The sequence below is a fragment of the Nonomuraea sp. NPDC054003 genome (assembly GCF_055585125.1).
The window spans coordinates 546,995-562,691 of record NZ_JBVJKR010000001.1 but is presented as its reverse complement, the minus strand read 5'-3'; the positions used below and the strand labels follow the sequence as shown (position 1 = coordinate 562,691).

The 15,697-nt window shown below is 71.2% G+C and carries 13 protein-coding genes; 7 read left to right on the top strand and 6 right to left on the bottom strand.

Translation table 11 applies throughout. From position 1 onward, the window contains the following. Positions 1-32 precede the first annotated feature (32 nt). From ACZ6YG_RS02345 to ACZ6YG_RS02325, 5 genes are all read left to right on the top strand, one after another. On the top strand, positions 33-764 hold the full coding sequence (locus ACZ6YG_RS02345) for an SDR family NAD(P)-dependent oxidoreductase (RefSeq protein WP_466016994.1): 732 nt from the start codon (positions 33-35) through the stop codon (positions 762-764). A gap of 386 nt (positions 765-1,150) precedes the next feature. Next, positions 1,151-1,915, top strand: a complete 765-nt coding sequence (locus ACZ6YG_RS02340; protein WP_466016993.1) for a hypothetical protein — start codon at positions 1,151-1,153, stop codon at positions 1,913-1,915. A gap of 39 nt (positions 1,916-1,954) precedes the next feature. Further along, the gene (locus ACZ6YG_RS02335; RefSeq protein ID WP_219543167.1) at positions 1,955-3,139 is read left to right on the top strand and encodes a thiolase family protein; all 1,185 of its coding nucleotides are present in this window, start codon (positions 1,955-1,957) and stop codon (positions 3,137-3,139) included. Then, complete coding sequence (locus ACZ6YG_RS02330; RefSeq protein ID WP_466016992.1) at positions 3,136-5,241, top strand: 3-hydroxyacyl-CoA dehydrogenase NAD-binding domain-containing protein; 2,106 nt, start codon at positions 3,136-3,138, stop codon at positions 5,239-5,241. The genes ACZ6YG_RS02335 and ACZ6YG_RS02330 overlap by 4 nt, the downstream gene beginning before the upstream one ends. Positions 5,242-5,335: 94 nt before the next feature. Further along, complete coding sequence (locus ACZ6YG_RS02325) at positions 5,336-5,716, top strand: SSI family serine proteinase inhibitor (protein WP_148030347.1); 381 nt, start codon at positions 5,336-5,338, stop codon at positions 5,714-5,716. A gap of 36 nt (positions 5,717-5,752) precedes the next feature. Here ACZ6YG_RS02325 and ACZ6YG_RS02320 read toward each other — a convergent pair whose 3' ends face one another. Together ACZ6YG_RS02320 and dxs are read right to left on the bottom strand one after the other, a co-directional pair. Then, positions 5,753-7,219 (bottom strand): amino acid permease, encoded by a 1,467-nt coding sequence (locus tag ACZ6YG_RS02320; protein WP_364229983.1) that lies wholly within the window; start codon positions 7,217-7,219, stop codon positions 5,753-5,755. A gap of 78 nt (positions 7,220-7,297) precedes the next feature. Further along, positions 7,298-9,178: a 1-deoxy-D-xylulose-5-phosphate synthase gene (gene dxs, locus ACZ6YG_RS02315; RefSeq protein WP_466017168.1), complete on the bottom strand. Its 1,881-nt coding sequence runs from the start codon at positions 9,176-9,178 to the stop codon at positions 7,298-7,300. Positions 9,179-9,326: 148 nt separating this feature from the next. Here dxs and ACZ6YG_RS02310 point away from each other — a divergent pair, with 148 nt between their 5' ends. Further along, positions 9,327-10,181, top strand: a complete 855-nt coding sequence (locus ACZ6YG_RS02310) for a neutral zinc metallopeptidase (RefSeq protein WP_466016991.1) — start codon at positions 9,327-9,329, stop codon at positions 10,179-10,181. A 104-nt stretch (positions 10,182-10,285) separates the two neighbouring features. Continuing rightward, positions 10,286-11,065 (top strand): neutral zinc metallopeptidase, encoded by a 780-nt coding sequence (locus ACZ6YG_RS02305; RefSeq protein WP_466016990.1) that lies wholly within the window; start codon positions 10,286-10,288, stop codon positions 11,063-11,065. Here the strand turns inward: ACZ6YG_RS02305 and ACZ6YG_RS02300 are convergent. The 4 genes from ACZ6YG_RS02300 to ACZ6YG_RS02285 form a co-directional block, all read right to left on the bottom strand. Further along, a complete protein-coding gene (locus ACZ6YG_RS02300; RefSeq protein WP_271277582.1) occupies positions 11,062-12,297 on the bottom strand; it encodes an ROK family transcriptional regulator in 1,236 nt (411 codons plus the stop codon). The two genes, ACZ6YG_RS02305 and ACZ6YG_RS02300, sit on opposite strands and share 4 nt — an antisense overlap. A 35-nt stretch (positions 12,298-12,332) precedes the next feature. Then, on the bottom strand, positions 12,333-13,595 hold the full coding sequence (locus ACZ6YG_RS02295) for a sugar ABC transporter permease (RefSeq protein ID WP_466016989.1): 1,263 nt from the start codon (positions 13,593-13,595) through the stop codon (positions 12,333-12,335). Next, positions 13,592-14,344: an ATP-binding cassette domain-containing protein gene (locus ACZ6YG_RS02290; protein WP_148030340.1), complete on the bottom strand. Its 753-nt coding sequence runs from the start codon at positions 14,342-14,344 to the stop codon at positions 13,592-13,594. Before ACZ6YG_RS02290 ends, ACZ6YG_RS02295 begins: the two co-directional genes overlap by 4 nt. 80 nt (positions 14,345-14,424) lie before the next feature. Then, positions 14,425-15,546, bottom strand: coding sequence for a sugar ABC transporter substrate-binding protein (locus tag ACZ6YG_RS02285; RefSeq protein WP_148030339.1), 1,122 nt, complete (start codon positions 15,544-15,546; stop codon positions 14,425-14,427). Positions 15,547-15,697 lie beyond the last annotated feature (151 nt).

The window sequence follows — 15,697 nt, the reverse complement described above, 5'->3', positions numbered from 1 at the left end:
AGCGGAATCCATTCCGTTTCATTGGAGGAATCATGGGACGCAAGGTCGCGCTGGTCACCGGAGGCAGCAGGGGGATCGGCGCCGCCATCGCCCGCCGGCTCGCCGCCGACGGGTTCGACGTGGCGATCACGTACGCCGCCGAGGCCGGCCGGGCGGCGGCCGTGACCGCGGAGGCCGAGGCGCTGGGGCGGCGTGGCCTGGCGATCAGGGCCAGGGCCGAGGACGCGGGCGAGGTGGTGGCGGCGGTCGAGCGCACGGTGGCCACCCTGGGCCGGCTCGACGTGGTGGTCGGCAACGCCGGCATCGCCCCGTACGGGCCGCTGGAGGATGTCACGCTTGAGGAGGTGGACCGCGTGCTCGCGGTGCACGCCCGCGCGTCGTTCGTGCTGGCCCAGGCCGCGGCGCGGCACCTGCCGGAGGGCGGGCGGATCATCATGATCGGCAGCAGCCTGGCCGAGCGCGTCCCGTACCCGGACTGGACGCTGTACGCGATGAGCAAGTCCGCGCTCGTCGGCCTCACCAAAGGGCTGGCCCGCGACCTCGGCTCCCGCGGCATCACCGCCAACCTGGTCCATCCCGGCTCCACCGACACCGAGATGAACCCGGCCGACGGGCCGGGCGCCGACGAGGAACGCTCGTACACCGCGCTGGGCCGCTACTGCTCACCGGAGGACATCGCCGCGACCGTGGCTCACCTGGCCGGCGAGGGCGGCCGCAACATCACCGGCGCCGCCATCCCCGTGGACGCCGGCGTCACAACCTGACGACACCCCGACGTTTCCGGCCCGCACAGACGCCCGCGCCGCGAGCAGCTCACTTGCGCGCGGGCGTCACGAGCGGCCGACACCCCCAACGTTCCCAACTCACACAGACGGGAGGTCACGACCTGACAGAGACCACCGACCCTTCCAACACACAGACGGGAGGTCACGACCTGACGCCTTCCAACTCACGCGGACGGGAGGTCACGACCTGACGGGGACCACCGACCTCACGCGGACGCCCGCGTCGCGAGTTGACGGCACCCGCTCGCTTGGACGCGGGCGGGACCGTTGACGATTCCAGCTCACCTGGACGCGGATTCGGGAGTCGGTGGATCGGTGACTCCAGCTTGCCGAAACCGGGACGTCACGGAGCGTTGTCCCGCATCATGACCACCATGCTCACGAGCGAGATCGCGCCCCCTCCCGGCGCCGTGGCCGTGGCGGCGCTGCGGGCGCGGGTCCGGGACGCGCGGCGCCGCGCCCGTGTGGCGCTGGCCGCCGCACTCCTGTTCCCGGCCGCCACGCAGGTGCTCGCCGAGCGGGCGGACGGCGCGTGGGCGGCGCCGCTCGCCCTGCTCTCGCTGGCGTCCTTCGCCGGCGCGCTGGCCGCGCTGGCCGTCACGCAGGTGGTGTGGGGGTCGCGGGCGCGCGCCGCCCGGCGCCGGGAGCGGGAGCTGTACGCGGTGCCGCCACCCCCACCGCTGCTGCCGGTGGGCAGGCTGGTCATGGCGTGCGGGTGGGCGGTGGTGCTGCTGCTCGGCGGCACGCTGCCGGGCCTGTTCGGGGAGTCCCCGCTCGCCGCCGTCCTGGATAGCGCGATGACGGCGCTCGGCTGGGCCGGGGCGGGAGCGGCGGTCTGCTTCGCCGCCTGGTGGGCCCGTGACCTCGCAGCGCGCGTCGCCCACCCGGGCGCACCTCCCAGCGACCCCTGGGACCCCGCCCGGCTCGCCGGGCCCACGAGCGGGAGGGCGCCCAGGCATCGAGCGGGTCCCCGCCTCGGGCGCGTGCGGGCGGTGACGCGGAGAGCAGGGGTGATGGTGGCTGTGACCGGGGTGCTGGGGGTAAGGGGGAGGGTGTGGGACCTCGATCCGGTGGTGATCTGCGCCCTGGTCGCCGCGGGGGTCGCGTGCGCGGTAGTTACTGATGAGTAGCATAAGGGCGGAAGCTGTCCAGCAACGAGGAGCTGATCCGTGCCTTCCTCTCGTGACGTCGTGTTCGTCGACGGCGTGCGCACCCCTTTCGGCAGATCCGGGCCGAAGGGGCTGTATGCGGAGACCCGCGCTGACGACCTGGTCGTGCGCGTCATCCGCGAACTCATGCGGCGCAACCCCGCCCTGCCGCCCGAGCGGGTGGACGAGGTCGCCATCGCCGCCACCACCCAGATCGGCGACCAGGGCCTGACCATCGGCCGCTCGGCGGCGGTGCTGGCCGGGCTGCCGAAGTCCGTGCCCGGCTACGCGATCGACCGGATGTGCGCGGGCGCGATGACCGCGGTGACCACGGTCGCCGGCGGCATCGCCTTCGGCGCCTACGACGTGGCCATCGCGGGCGGCGTCGAGCACATGGGGCGCCACCCGATGGGCGAGGGCGTCGACCCGAACCCGCGGTTCCTGTCGGAGAAGCTGGTCGACCCGAGCGCCCTGGTCATGGGCATGACGGCGGAGAACCTGCACGACCGCCATCCCACGATCACCAAGGAGCGCGCCGACGCGTACGCGGTGCTGTCGCAGGAGAAGGTGGCCAAGGCGTACGCGGACGGCAAGATCCAGCCCGACCTGGTGCCGACCGCGGTGCGCACGGCGGAGAAGGGCTGGGGCCTGGCCACCCAGGACGAGGCGCCGCGTCCCGGCACCACCCTGGAGGCGCTGGGCACGCTGAAGACGCCGTTCCGCCCGCACGGCCACGTGACGGCCGGCAACTCCTCGGGCATCAACGACGGCGCGACCGGCTGCGTCGTGGCGGCCGCCGACGTCGCCGCGGAGCTCGGCCTGACGCCGAAGATGCGGCTCGTCTCGTACGCGTTCGCCGGTGTGGACCCGGAGGTCATGGGCGTCGGCCCGATCCCGTCCACGGAGCGCGCCCTCCGCCTGGCGAATCTCGAAATGTCGGATATTGGGCTGATCGAGATCAACGAGGCGTTCGCCGTCCAGGTCCTCGCCTTCCTGGAACACTTCGGCCTCGCCGACGACGACCCCCGGGTGAACCCGTACGGCGGCGCGATCGCGTTCGGCCACCCGCTGGCCTCCTCCGGCGTACGGCTGATGACGCAGCTCGCCCGCCAGTTCGGCGAGCGCCCCGACGTGCGCTACGGCATCACCACCATGTGCGTCGGCATGGGCATGGGCGGCACCGTGATCTGGGAGAACCTGGCATGAGCACTCTGGACACCTGGCGCGCGCTGCTGACCGAGCGGGCCACGGACGAGGTCGTCACCAAGGCCCTGGTCCGCGACGTGGAGCTGCCCGGCGGCGCGGGCACGATGGCGCTGATCACGCTCGACAACGGCTTCGACCACACCAAGCCCAACACGTTCGGCCCGCACGGCCTGTTCGCGCTCAACGGCGCGCTGTCGGAGATCGCCGAGCGGACCGACCTGGCGGCGGTGGGCGTCACCGGCAAGCCGTTCGTGTTCGGCGTCGGCGCCGACCTGAAGGGCGCGGCGGCGTTGACCACCCGTGAGGAGGCGCTGGCGATCGGCGCCCTGGGCCACCACGTGTTCCGCCGGCTGGGCGAGCTGGACGTCCCGTCGTTCGCGTTCGTCAACGGCGCGGCCATGGGCGGCGGCCTGGAGGTGGCGCTGCACTGCACCTACCGCACGATCTCCTCGGGCGTCCCGGCGGTGGCGCTGCCGGAATGCTCGCTCGGCCTGGTGCCGGGCTGGGGCGGCACGCAGCTGCTCCCCCGCCTGACAGGCCCGGCGAACGCGATCAAGCTGATCGTGGAGAACCCGCTCGCGCAGAACCGCATGACCAGGGGCCGCGAGGCGTTCGAGCTGGGCGTCGCGGACGCGCTGTTCGAGCCGGCCGACTTCCTGGAGGAGTCGCTGCGCTGGGCGGCCCGCGTGCTCACCGGCGAGGTGACGGTCGAGCGCCCCGACCACACCGCCGCCGACTGGGACAAGGCGGTCTCCGACGCCCGTTTCCTGGTCGACATGAAGCTCCACGGCGCCGCTCCCGCACCGTACCGGGCGCTCGACCTGATCGCGCTGGCCCGTACCGCCTCCCGCGACGAGGGCTTCGCCGCCGAGGACGAGGCGCTCGCCGACCTGCTGCTCAGCGACGAACTGCGGGCCGGTCTCTACTCCTTCGACCTGGTGCAGCGCCGGGCCAGGCGGCCCGCGGGCGCGCCGGACGCGTCGCTGGCGCGCAAGGTCACCAAGGTCGGCGTCGTCGGCGCGGGCCTGATGGCCTCGCAGATGGCGCTGCTGTTCGCCCGCCGGCTGCAGGTCCCGGTCGTGCTGACGGACCTCGACCAGGCCAGGCTCGACAAGGGCGTCTCGTACGTGCACGCCGAGGTCGACAAGCTGGCCGGCAAGGGCCGCGTCTCGCCCGACCAGGCCAACCGGCTCAAGGCGCTGGTGACGGGCTCGCTGACCAAGGACGCCTTCGCCGACGCCGACTTCGTGATCGAGGCGGTCTTCGAGGACCTGGCGGTCAAGAAGCAGGTGTTCGCCGAGGTGGAGGCCGTGGTGCGGGCCGACTGCGTGCTGGCCACCAACACCTCCTCGCTGAGCGTCACCGCGATGGGCGAGGACCTGGCGCACCCGGAGCGGCTGGTCGGCTTCCACTTCTTCAACCCGGTCGCGGTCATGCCGCTGCTGGAGATCGTCAGGGGCGGCTCGACCGACGACGCCACGCTGGCCACCGCGTTCGCCGTCGGCAAGGCGCTGAAGAAGTCGTCGGTGCTGGTCAAGGACGCCCCCGCGTTCGTCGTCAACCGGCTGCTCACCCGGTTCATGGGCGAGGTCATCGGGGCCGTGGACGAGGGCACCCCGCTGGAGACGGCCGAGCACGCGCTGGACCGGCTCGGGCTGCCGATGACGCCGTTCGCGCTGCTGCAGCTCGTCGGCCCGGCGGTGGGCCTGCACGTGGCGGAGACGCTGCACGAGGCGTTCCCCGACCGGTTCGGGGTCTCGGCCAACCTGGCCAAGCTGGTCGCCGCCGGCAAGCCGGGCGTGTACCGGCCGGACTTCTCGCTGGACGAGGAGGCGGTCGCGCTGTTCGCGGGCGGCTCCGGCGTCGCGGACGGGCCGTCCACCGCCGATCAGGTACGCGTGCGCGTGCTGAGGGCGCTGGCCGGGGAGATCCGGATCATGCTGGACGAGGGCGTCGTGGCGGCGCCGCAGGACATCGACCTGTGCATGATCCTGGGCGCCGGCTGGCCGTTCCACCTGGGCGGCATCACCCCGTACCTGGACCGCGCCGGTCACTCGCCGTCACGGTTCCTGCCGCCGGGAGTCGCCTCGCTCCCCGCTTGACCTGCCTTTGGGGAGGCTCGCCCGGCGGGCCTCCCCTCCGGTCGTCACTCTCCGTCGTAGCCTCTGATGCCGTGTGCTACGAAGGGAAAAGATCATGATGAAGGCGTTCGGCGCGATCGCGCTGTGCGGGTCCCTCCTGACGGTCCCGGCCCCGGCGGTCGCGGCAAGCACGCCGGGAGCGGTCCTGCGGATCCTGGTCACGGTGAAGAACGGTCCCACGCGGACGGCCACGCTCACCTGCCGTCCGGCGGGCGGCACCCACCGGTCGGCGAGCGCGGCCTGCAAGCTGCTGGCGCGGGCCGGCGGCGATCCGGCCCGGCTGGTGGGCAGCTCGAAGGCCGCCTGCACGCGCGAGTTCCGGCCCGCCGCCGTGGTCGTGACGGGCCGGTGGCGCGGCGAGCCGATCTCGTTCGGCCGGATGTACTCGAACGCGTGCCTGATGAAGTCGGCAGGCGGGGCGCTCTTCACGCCCTGATCCGCGAGTCTCGGCGGGGGCGGCTCCGGCCGCCCCTCACGACCGCCGGTCGGGCCCGGCCACCATGCTGTGGCGGTAGCCGTACGCGAAGTAGAGCACCGCGCCGATGACCATCCAGATGAGGAACCGGAGCCAGGTCTCGACCGGCAGGTTCAGCATCAGGTAGAGGCAGGCGAGCACCGACAGGATCGGCAGCAGCGGCACCAGCGGCGCCCTGAAGGCCCGCGGGAGGTCCGGACGGGTGCGCCGCAGGATGATCACACCGGCGGACACCACCACGAACGCGAAGAGCGTGCCGATGTTCACCAGCTCGGCCAGCGCGCTCAGGGAGATGAACCCGGCCAGCAGGGCGGCGACCACGCCGACGATCGCGGTGAGCAGCGCGGGCGTGCCGGTCCTCGGGTGGACCTTGGCCAGCGGGCGCGGCAGCAGCCCGTCGCGGCACATGGCGAACAGCACCCGGGTCTGCCCCAGCATGAGGATCATCACCACGGTGGTCAGGCCGGCGATCGCGCCGATGCTGATGAGCGCCGCCGCCCAGGGCTGCCCGACCGCGGTGAACGCGTCGGCCAGCGGCGCGGCGGTGCTCAGCTCGGTGTAGGGCTGCATGCCCACCACCACCAGCGAGACCGCCACGTACAGCAGCGTGCAGATCACCAGCGAGCCGAGGATGCCGCGCGGCAGGGCGCGCTGCGGCTCGATGGTCTCCTCCGCGGCGGTGGCCACGATGTCGAAGCCGATGAAGGCGAAGAACACGATGGCCGCGGCGGTGAAGATGCCCAGCACGCCGAACGCCACCGGCGTGATGCCGAAGAGCACCTGGATGAGCGGCGCCTGCACGCCCTCCACCGCCGGGGTCGGCTGCGGCTCGGGGACGAACGGCGTGTAGTTGGCCATGGAGATGAAGAACAGCCCGGCCAGGATCACCAGCAGGACGACCGTGACCTTGATGATCACGATGACCAGGTTGACCCGGGACGACAGCTTGATGCCGGCGATCAGGACCGCGGTGAGGATGAGCACGACGGCCATCGCGGGCACGTCCACCACGGGGTCCTCGCCCGCGATCGACGGGGGCAGGTGCACGCCGGCCGAGGTGAGCAGCGCGCTGAAGTAGCCTGACCAGCCGACGGCGACCACGGCCGCTGCCAGCGCCATCTCCAGCAGCAGGTCCCAGCCGATGATCCAGGCGGGGAACTCGCCCAGCGTGGCGAAGGAGAAGGTGTAGGCCGATCCGGCCACGGGGATCGTGGAGGCGAACTCCGCGTAGCACAGCGCGGCCAGCCCGCACACCACCCCGGCCACCACGAACGAGATCGCCACCGCCGGCCCGGCCATCTCCCTGGCGACCTGACCGGTCAGCACGAAGATGCCGGTGCCGATGATCACACCGATGCCGAAGACCGTCAGGTCGACGGCGGTGAGACGCTTGCGGAGCCGGTGCTCGGGCGCCTCGGTGTCACGGATCGACTGCTCGACACTCTTCGTGCGAAAGATGTCCACGGTCGGTGATCCTTCCCGGGTCCGGGGCGATCATGCGAGGTGCGGAATCTCACGTGAGCGTAACCCGGGAAGGCTCTCCTACGAAGGACTGACGACCTGCGAGCTGCGCTTGGCGACCGCCTCGGTGATCTGGCGGGCGAGGTCCTGGCCGTTGAGTCCGATCCGGCCGAGGATGACGGCCCGCTTGGCGTGGTCGAGGAAGCGCTGCGGGATGCCGAAGTTGCGCACGGGCACGTCGACGTCGGCGTCGCGCAGCAGCCGCGAGACCGCGTCGCCCACGCCGCCGACCCGGCCGTTGTCCTCGACGACGGCGACGAGCCGGCGTCCGGCCGACGCGCCGATCAGGGCCTCGTCGAGCGGCTTGACCCAGCGCGGGTCGACCACCGTGGCGCTGATGCCCTGCGCGTCGAGCAGGGTGGCGGCCTCCAGGCAGACGTGCGCCATCGGGCCCACGCCGACCAGCAGCACGTCGGGGTCGGAGGTGTCGGGGTCGCGCAGGACGTCCATGCCGCCGAGCTTGCGTACGGGCTCGATCGCCTCGGCGACGGGGCCCTTGGGGAAGCGCAGCACGGTCGGCCCGTCGGTGACGGCCACCGCCTCGCGCAGCAGCTCGGTCAGCCGCTCGCCGTCGCGCGGGACGGCGAGCCGCAGGCCGGGCACGACCTGGAGGATGGAGAGGTCCCACATGCCGTTGTGGCTGGCGCCGTCGTCGCCGGTCACGCCGGCCCGGTCGAGCGCCACGGTGACGGGCAGCCGGTGCAGGGCGACGTCCATGAGGAGCTGGTCGAAGGCGCGGTTGAGGAAGGTGGCGTAGACGGCCACGACCGGGTGGAGTCCGCCCATGGCCAGACCGGCGGCGCTGGTCAGGGCGTGCTGCTCGGCGATGCCGACGTCGTAGGTGCGGTCGGGGAAGGCGTCGGCGAAGCGCGCCAGGCCGGTCGGGTGGAGCATCGCGGCGGTGATCGCGACCACATCGTCGCGCTCCTTGCCGAGCCGGACCAGCTCGTCGCTGAACACGTCGGTCCAGATGCGGCCCTTGGGCTTCTCGGCGCCGGTGGCGCGGTCGAAGGCGCCCGGCGAGTGGAACTGGTCCTCGTCGTGGTTCTCCGCCGGGCTGTAGCCGCGGCCCTTCTGGGTGAGCGCGTGCACGATGACCGGGCCGCGGAAGCCGCGGGCCCTGCGCAGCGCCGCCTCCATGGCCTGCTCGTCGTGGCCGTCGATGGGGCCGACGTACTTGAGGCCGAGGTCCTCGAACATGACCTGCGGGGCGATGGCGTCCTTGACGCCCTTCTTGAGGCCGTGGAGCGCGTCGTAGAGCACGGGAACGTTCCCGAGCTTCTCCTTCACGAACTCCAGCGCGTCCTCGTAGCGGCGGTCGACGCGCAGCGACGACAGGTGGGAGGCGAGGCCGCCGATGGTCGGCGAGTAGGAGCGCCCGTTGTCGTTGACCACGATGACGACCGGCAGGTCCTTGACGGCGGCGATGTTGTTGAGCGCCTCCCAGGCCATGCCCCCGGTGAGCGCGCCGTCGCCGATCACCGCGACGGCGGTGCGGTCGCGCTCGCCGCGCAGCTTGAACGCCTTGGCCAGGCCGTCGGCGTAGGACAGGGCGGTGGAGGCGTGGGAGTTCTCCACGAAGTCGTGCTCGGACTCGGCCTGGCTGGGGTAGCCCGACAGGCCGCCCTCCTGCTTGAGCGCGCCGAAGCCGGCCACCCGGCCGGTGAGCAGCTTGTGCACGTACGCCTGATGACCGGTGTCCCAGATGACCGGGTCGCGCGGCGAGTCGAAGACGCGGTGGATCGCGATGGTGAGTTCCACCACACCGAGGTTGGGGCCGAGGTGGCCGCCGAAGCGCGCGCACGAGTCGACGAGCAGGTCGCGAATCTCACCCGCCAGCAGCGGCAGGTCTCCCGCCGCGAGCCGTTTGACGTCGTGCGGTCCCTTGATCGAGCCCAGCAACCCGCTCACGGATCCGGCTCCCCTCTGCTCTTGTTCGCCGACTGGGACGAGTCTAGTTCGCCGATGCCGCACTAGACCCATCGACTTAAATCCACCCACATTTGTCAGCTCTTGACCTAGTCTTTGGCACATTATGAACACTCTCCCCATGAAGAAACTGGCGTCACTCACGGCGGCCGGCGTGGTCATCACGCTGGCCGGCACGGGGACGGCGGTCGCACAGACGCACAGCGCCCAGCCCGGGGTCCAGCAGCGGGTCACGACCCAGCCCGCGGCGGCGCAGCAGGTCGCGGCCCTGCAGGCAGCTCCGAAGTCCGCGGCGACGAACAGCCGGCTCTACCGGACCGGCCGCCTGGCCGCCACCAACTGCTCGCCGGGCGAGATCCGGCGGGGCAGCACGGCCGCGTACAAGCGCTTCCTCCAGCGGATGACGAACTGCCTGAACAAGGCGTGGGCCACCCAGTTCCGCAAGGCGAACCTGCGCTTCAGCAAGCCGAGGCTGCGCATCGTCACCAGGAAGGTCAACAACGCCTGCGGGCGCTGGGTCTCGGGTGCCGCCGGCGTGTACTGCAGCGCCGACCGCACCATGTACATGCTGATCACCAAGCGCGAGCTGCGCGACCCGTTCGCGGTCGGCATCGCCCGGCTGATGGCCCACGAGTACGGCCACCACGTCCAGCAGCTGGCCGGCATCTCGAACTACTACTTCCAGGCCAGGCAGCGGGCCGGCCGCTCGGCCCAGCTGCAGCTGTCGCGCCGCCACGAGCTCCAGGCCGAGTGCTTCTCCGCGGTCTTCATGCGGACGATCGCCCATTCGCTGCCGGTTCCCCAGGAGCACTGGGACCACACCGTGAACTGGTTCCGCGAGAACGGCCACAAGGGCTGGGCGCAGAACGACCACGGCAAGGGCCGGAGCCAGGCGGCCTGGATGGAGCGGGGCTACAACTCCGCGCAGCCGGGCTCCTGCAACACCTGGAAGGCGTCCTCCAGGGCGGTCGCCTGACGTCCTGACACACGGCCGCGTCACCGGGCGCGGCCGTGCCTTCCGCGGCCGAATGCCAAGGTTGCGTAAACAAAACACCATGAACTGGTCTAAGATCCGCGATCGTGCGTATTCCCCTTATCGCAGTGGCGTCCTGCATGATCGCGGGTCTGGGCCTCACGGGTACGGCGAGCAGCGCGGCGGCCGCGAGCACCACCGCGACCGCCGCGCTGCCGGCCGTCCTCACCAAGAACAAGATCTACCGGTCGGGCACCGCGGCCCCCATGTCCTGCGCGACCTCCGAGGTCAGGCCGGGCAGCGCCGCCTCGGTGAAGAGGTTCCAGCAGGAACTGGCCCGGTGCGCCAACCGCTTCTGGGCCGCCCGGTTCAAGGCCGCGGGCCTGCGCTACAGCCCGCCCAAGCTGCAGATCACGACCGGAAGCCGCTCGGTCTGCGGGAAGATCACCACCAACGGCGCGCAGTACTGCCCGCAGCAGCGCACCGTCGCGATCCGGATCATGAAGCGTGACCTGCGCGACCAGATCAAGCTGAACCTCGCGCACTCGGTCGCGCACGAGTGGGGCCACCACGTACAGGAGCTCACCGGCATCCTGGACGCGCAGAACACGCTCTACTGGCGCTCCGGCAAGACCCGGCGCGCGGCGCTGAGCCGCCGGCTGGAGATGCAGGCCGAGTGCTTCGCCGGCGTGTTCTACCGGTCCACGCTCGACACGCTCAACTCCGACATCACCTGGGCGCAGTGGATCGACGGGGTGAAGCGGAGCCGCGAGAGCGAGATCCACGGCAAGCCGCGCAACCTCGCCTACTGGCAGGACCGCGGCTACGACGGCGGCTCGGCCGGCGCCTGCAACACCTGGACGGCGCCGAACGCGCGGGTCGCCTAGCCGCCCGCCCTGGCCAGCACCTCCAGCGGGTCCGCGAGGACGTGGGCGAAGGCCAGCTCGGCCGCGCCCACCAGCGTCGCGTCGTCGGCCAGTGCCGAGGTGCGCAGCCGCAACCGTTCGCGCTGGGGGGTCATGGCGTGCAGCGTCAGCTGGCTGCGCACCCGCGCCGCCGAGCCGAGGTAGATCTCCCTGAGCATGCCGCCGAAGATGACCATCTCCGGGTTGAAGATGTTGATCAGGTTGGCGACGCCCAGGCCGAGCCAGTCGCCGACCCGCTTGAGCGCCTCCTGGGCCACGATGTCGCCCCGGTCGGCGGCGTCGACGACGGCGCGCACCGCCTCCCGGCCGTGCTTGCCCTGCTGGGCGTCCCCGTTCTGGTCCGTCTTGGCCCGGCCCGCCGCCTCCAGCAGCGCCCGCTCCCCCACCTCGGCCTCCAGGCAGCCGTGCGAGCCGCAGCCGCACGCCCTGCCGCCGGGGTTGACGACCATGTGGCCGACCTCGCCGCCGTAGCCGTCGTGGCCGCCCAGCAGGTGGCCGCCCGCGATGATGCCGCCGCCGATGCCGACGTCGCCGTGCAGGTAGATGAGGTCCTTGACGGACACGCCCAGGCCGCGGCTGTGCTCGGCCAGCGCGCCCAGGTTGGCGTCGTTGCCCACGCTCACCGGCAGGCCGAGGCCGAGCCTGCGGCCCAGTTCCTCACCGAACGGCACCTCCTGATGGGGTTTCATCAGGTTGGGGCCGAAGGTGATGACGCCGTCGCCCTTGCGCACCCCGCCGGCCACGGCCGCGGCGGCGCCCACGCACACGGTGTCGGGCCTGGTCTTGCGTCGCATCTGCCGGGCGAACCCGGCCAGCGCGCCGACCAGCTCCGGCAGCTCGAACGGGCCGCGCCGGCGTGGCAGCTCCCGCCGGTCGAGGATCACCCCGCCCAGCCCGACACGGGCGGCCACCAGCCGGTCGGGCCCCACGTCGAACGCGAACACGTACACCCGCGACGACTCGGGACGGACCACCAGGGAGGGCCGCCCGGCGCGGCCGGTCTCGCGCGGCAGCTCCTCGCGCACCAGCCCGGCCGCCGTGAGGTCGGAGGTGAGCGCCATGATGGTGCTGCGATTGAGCCCCATCCTGGAGGTGAGCTCGGCGCGCGAGATCGGCCCGCCCAGATGGACATGACGCAGCAGCGCGCCGAGGTTGTGGCGCCTGATGTCCTCCTGGGACGGACCGGCACGCATAGGCTGTGGTTCCTTCAACGGGTGGAAGTCGCTGATCACCTTAGACCAGCGGCGGAGGCCCGTTTGCGCGCGATGGCGTCCACGCCCGCGGCGAGCAGCAGCACCGATCCGGTGACCAGATACTTCACACTCGCTCCGTACCCCATCAGGCCCATCCCGTTCTCGATGACCGCCACCACGGCGCCGCCGAGTATGGCGTCGAGCACCCTGCCCTTGCCGCCGAACAGGCTGGTCCCGCCGATGACGGCGGCGCCCACCGCGTAGAGCAGCACCGAGCTGCCGCCGGTGTTCGGGTCGACGGAGCTGGCCCGCGAGGCGGCGATGATGCCGCCGACCGCGGCCATCGAGGAGCAGATGACGAACGCGGCGACCTTGATCCGGTCCACCGGGATGCCGGCCCTGCGGGCCGCCTCCGGGTTCCCGCCGACCGCGTAGATGTGCCGGCCGAACGCGGTACGGTGCAGCACGAACGTCCACAGCACCAGCAGCGCCAGGATGATCGGCACCACGATCGGCACACCGGTCAGCGAGGTGAGCAGCGGGTTGCGGCTGCGCTCCAGGTTGAGCACGTACACCGCGAGGCCGCCGATGACCACGAGCGCCCCCACCCGGGCGGCGATCAGCGACATCGGGTCGGCCACCAGGCCGCGCGCGGCGCGCTTCCTGGCCCGGATGAGCTGGATGCCCGCGTAGACCGCCACGCAGACCGCGAACAGGGCCCAGCCGAGCCACGGCGGCAGGTTCCTGGTGGCGATCGCGACGATCACGTCGTCCCTGATCGAGATGTTCGTGCCTTCCCTGACCAGCACCAGCACCAGGCCCTGGAAGGCGAGGAACGCGGCCAGCGTGACCACGAACGACGGGATGCCCACTTTGGCCACCAGGCCGCCGAGCGTGACGCCGATGACCACGCCGGTGACGATCGCGGCCAGCACGCAGACGTACCAGGGCAGGCCCAGGCTGGTGAGCGTCACCGCGAGCACCGCCGCGCAGACGCCGCTGGCGAACCCGGCCGACAGGTCGATCTCGCCGACGAGCAGCACGAACACCAGGCCCATCGCGATGACCGTGATCGCGGCGCCCTGGGTGAACAGGTTGGCGAAGTTGATCGCCGTGAGGAAGGCCGGCCGGGCGACGGCGAACACCGTGCAGAGCACGATCAGCCCGAGCACCGCGGGCAGCGCGCCCATGTCCCCGCCGCGCACCCGCTCGGCGTAGGCGCGGACGCTGAGGCCGATCGACGGCGACGTCTTCGCGGCGGCGATCGCGTCGCCGGGCAGTTCTTTGACCTTGTTCATTGCGTGATCCCCAGGTCTCCGCTGCGGCCGGATGTGATCAGTTCGACGACCTGCGCGTGAGTCACGTCGGCGGTGCGGACCTGGGCGGCCATCCTGCCGAGGTAGAGGGCCGCGATCCTGTCGGACACCGCGAACACGTCGTTCATGTTGTGCGAGATGAGCACGACGGCCAGGCCCTTGTCGGCCAGCCTGCGCACCAGTTCGAGCACCTGCGCGGTCTGGGCGACGCCCAGCGCGGCGGTGGGCTCGTCGAGGATGACGACCTTGCTGTTCCACAGCACGGCCTTGGCGATGGCGACGGTCTGGCGCTGGCCGCCGGACAGGCTGGAGACCTGCTGCCTGATCGACTTGACCGTGCGGACCGACAGGCCGGTGAGCGTCTCCTGGGCCTGTTCCTCCATCGCGGCCTCGTCCAGCATGATGCCGCGGCGGCGTTCGCGGCCGAGGAACATGTTCTGGACGATGTCGAGGTTGTCGCAGAGCGCCAGGTCCTGGTAGACGATCTCGATGCCGAGCGCGGCCGCGTCGCGCGGACCGTGCACGTGCACCGGCTTGCCGTCGAACAGGATCTCGCCCGAGTCGATCGGGTAGATGCCGCCTATGCACTTGACCAGCGTCGACTTGCCGGCGCCGTTGTCGCCGACCAGTGCGGTCACCTCTCCGGCGTTGGCCGAGAACGCCACGTCGTGCAGGACTTGCACGGGACCGAAGCTTTTGTCGATCCCGCGGACTTCGAGCAGGGGGGTCATGGGGCTCCCTCACGAGGGGCACGGCCCGCGCCCCTGAGCGCGAGCCGTGCCTTCTACCGGTTCTACGAGGTGCCTGGTTGTTACTGGATTCCCGCCTCGGTGCACTTGTCGGCGAAGTCGCCGGTGCACAGCTCTTCCTTGGTCACGTAACCGTCGGCCACCACGTCCTTGACGTTCTCGGCGTAGATGGCCTGCGGGTCCAGCAGCTCGGCGGGGACGTCCTGGCCCGTCTCCGGGTCCTTGACGCTGCCGCTCGCGGCCGGCTTCTCGCCCTTGGCCAGCGCGACCGCGAGCTTGGCGGCGGCGTCGGCCTCCTTCTTGACGGCCTTGTAGACGGTCATGCACTGGTCGCCCGCGAGGATGTTCTGCAGGCCCTGCACGGTGGCGTCCTGGCCGGTGACCGGCACCTTGCCGTTGAGCTTGTTCTTCTTCAGCACGGTGATGGCCGCGTTGCCGAGGCCGTCGTTGGCGGAGAGCACGCCGGCGATCTTCGGCTCGCTGGTGAGCATCTGCTCGAAGAGGGTGCCGGCCTGCGTGTTGTCCCAGTCGGGCACGGACTGCTCGGGACCCTTGACGTACTCGCCGGAGTCGAACTTCGGCTTGAGCACGCCGTCGTAGCCCTGCTTGAACAGCGTCGCGTTGTTGTCGGTCGGCGAGCCGTTCAGGTAGGCCACGATGGGCTTCTCCGCGCCCTTGTCGGCCAGGCACTTCGACAGGCCCTCGCCCTGGAGCTGGCCCACCTTCTCGTTGTCGAAGCTGACGTAGTAGGCGGCGTTGCCGCCCAGCGTCAGGCGGTCGTAGTCGATGGTGGCCACGCCCTGCGACCTGGCCTTGTCGATCACGGTCTTGCCGGTGCCGCTGTCCAGGTTGACGATCATCAGGACGGTGGCGCCGTTCGTGATCATCTGGTCGGCGATGGTCTGGAACGCGGTCTTGTCGTTCTGCGCGTTCTGGATGTCGTACTCGACGCCGGCGGCCTCGAAGGCCTCCTGCAGGTACTTCCGGTCGGCCGTCTCCCAGCGTGCGGACGACTTGCTGTCGGGCAGGATGACGCCGATCTTGCCTGCGGCCGGCTGTGAAGCCTCCGCCGAAGCCTCTGCCGAGGTCGTCGTGGAGGTCTGACCGCCGTCGCCCCCGCAGGCGGTGAGACCGAGAGTTAGTGCGGCCGCCGCGGCGGTCAGACTGAGGATCCCCTTGCGCATGGGTGCAGGGTCCTTTCTTCCGGAGGGGCCCGGATGAATGTTGTTTGCGGCAACGTATTCCGGTACGGCCTGCTTTGGAAGACCTCTCGGAGGGGGAGTTTGTTGTTTCCGGTAACAATCCAGAAACGCCAAGGACGCCGGATCGACACCT

Coding starts and splice junctions, on each gene's coding strand:
- ACZ6YG_RS02345 (WP_466016994.1), top strand. CDS start 33: ATGGGACGCAAGGTCGCGCTGGTCACCGGAGGCAGCAGGGGGATCGGC.
- ACZ6YG_RS02340 (WP_466016993.1), top strand. CDS start 1,151: ATGACCACCATGCTCACGAGCGAGATCGCGCCCCCTCCCGGCGCCGTG.
- ACZ6YG_RS02330 (WP_466016992.1), top strand. CDS start 3,136: ATGAGCACTCTGGACACCTGGCGCGCGCTGCTGACCGAGCGGGCCACG.
- ACZ6YG_RS02325 (WP_148030347.1), top strand. CDS start 5,336: ATGATGAAGGCGTTCGGCGCGATCGCGCTGTGCGGGTCCCTCCTGACG.
- ACZ6YG_RS02310 (WP_466016991.1), top strand. CDS start 9,327: ATGAAGAAACTGGCGTCACTCACGGCGGCCGGCGTGGTCATCACGCTG.
- ACZ6YG_RS02300 (WP_271277582.1), bottom strand. CDS start 12,297: ATGCGTGCCGGTCCGTCCCAGGAGGACATCAGGCGCCACAACCTCGGC.
- ACZ6YG_RS02295 (WP_466016989.1), bottom strand. CDS start 13,595: ATGAACAAGGTCAAAGAACTGCCCGGCGACGCGATCGCCGCCGCGAAG.
- ACZ6YG_RS02290 (WP_148030340.1), bottom strand. CDS start 14,344: ATGACCCCCCTGCTCGAAGTCCGCGGGATCGACAAAAGCTTCGGTCCC.
- ACZ6YG_RS02285 (WP_148030339.1), bottom strand. CDS start 15,546: ATGCGCAAGGGGATCCTCAGTCTGACCGCCGCGGCGGCCGCACTAACT.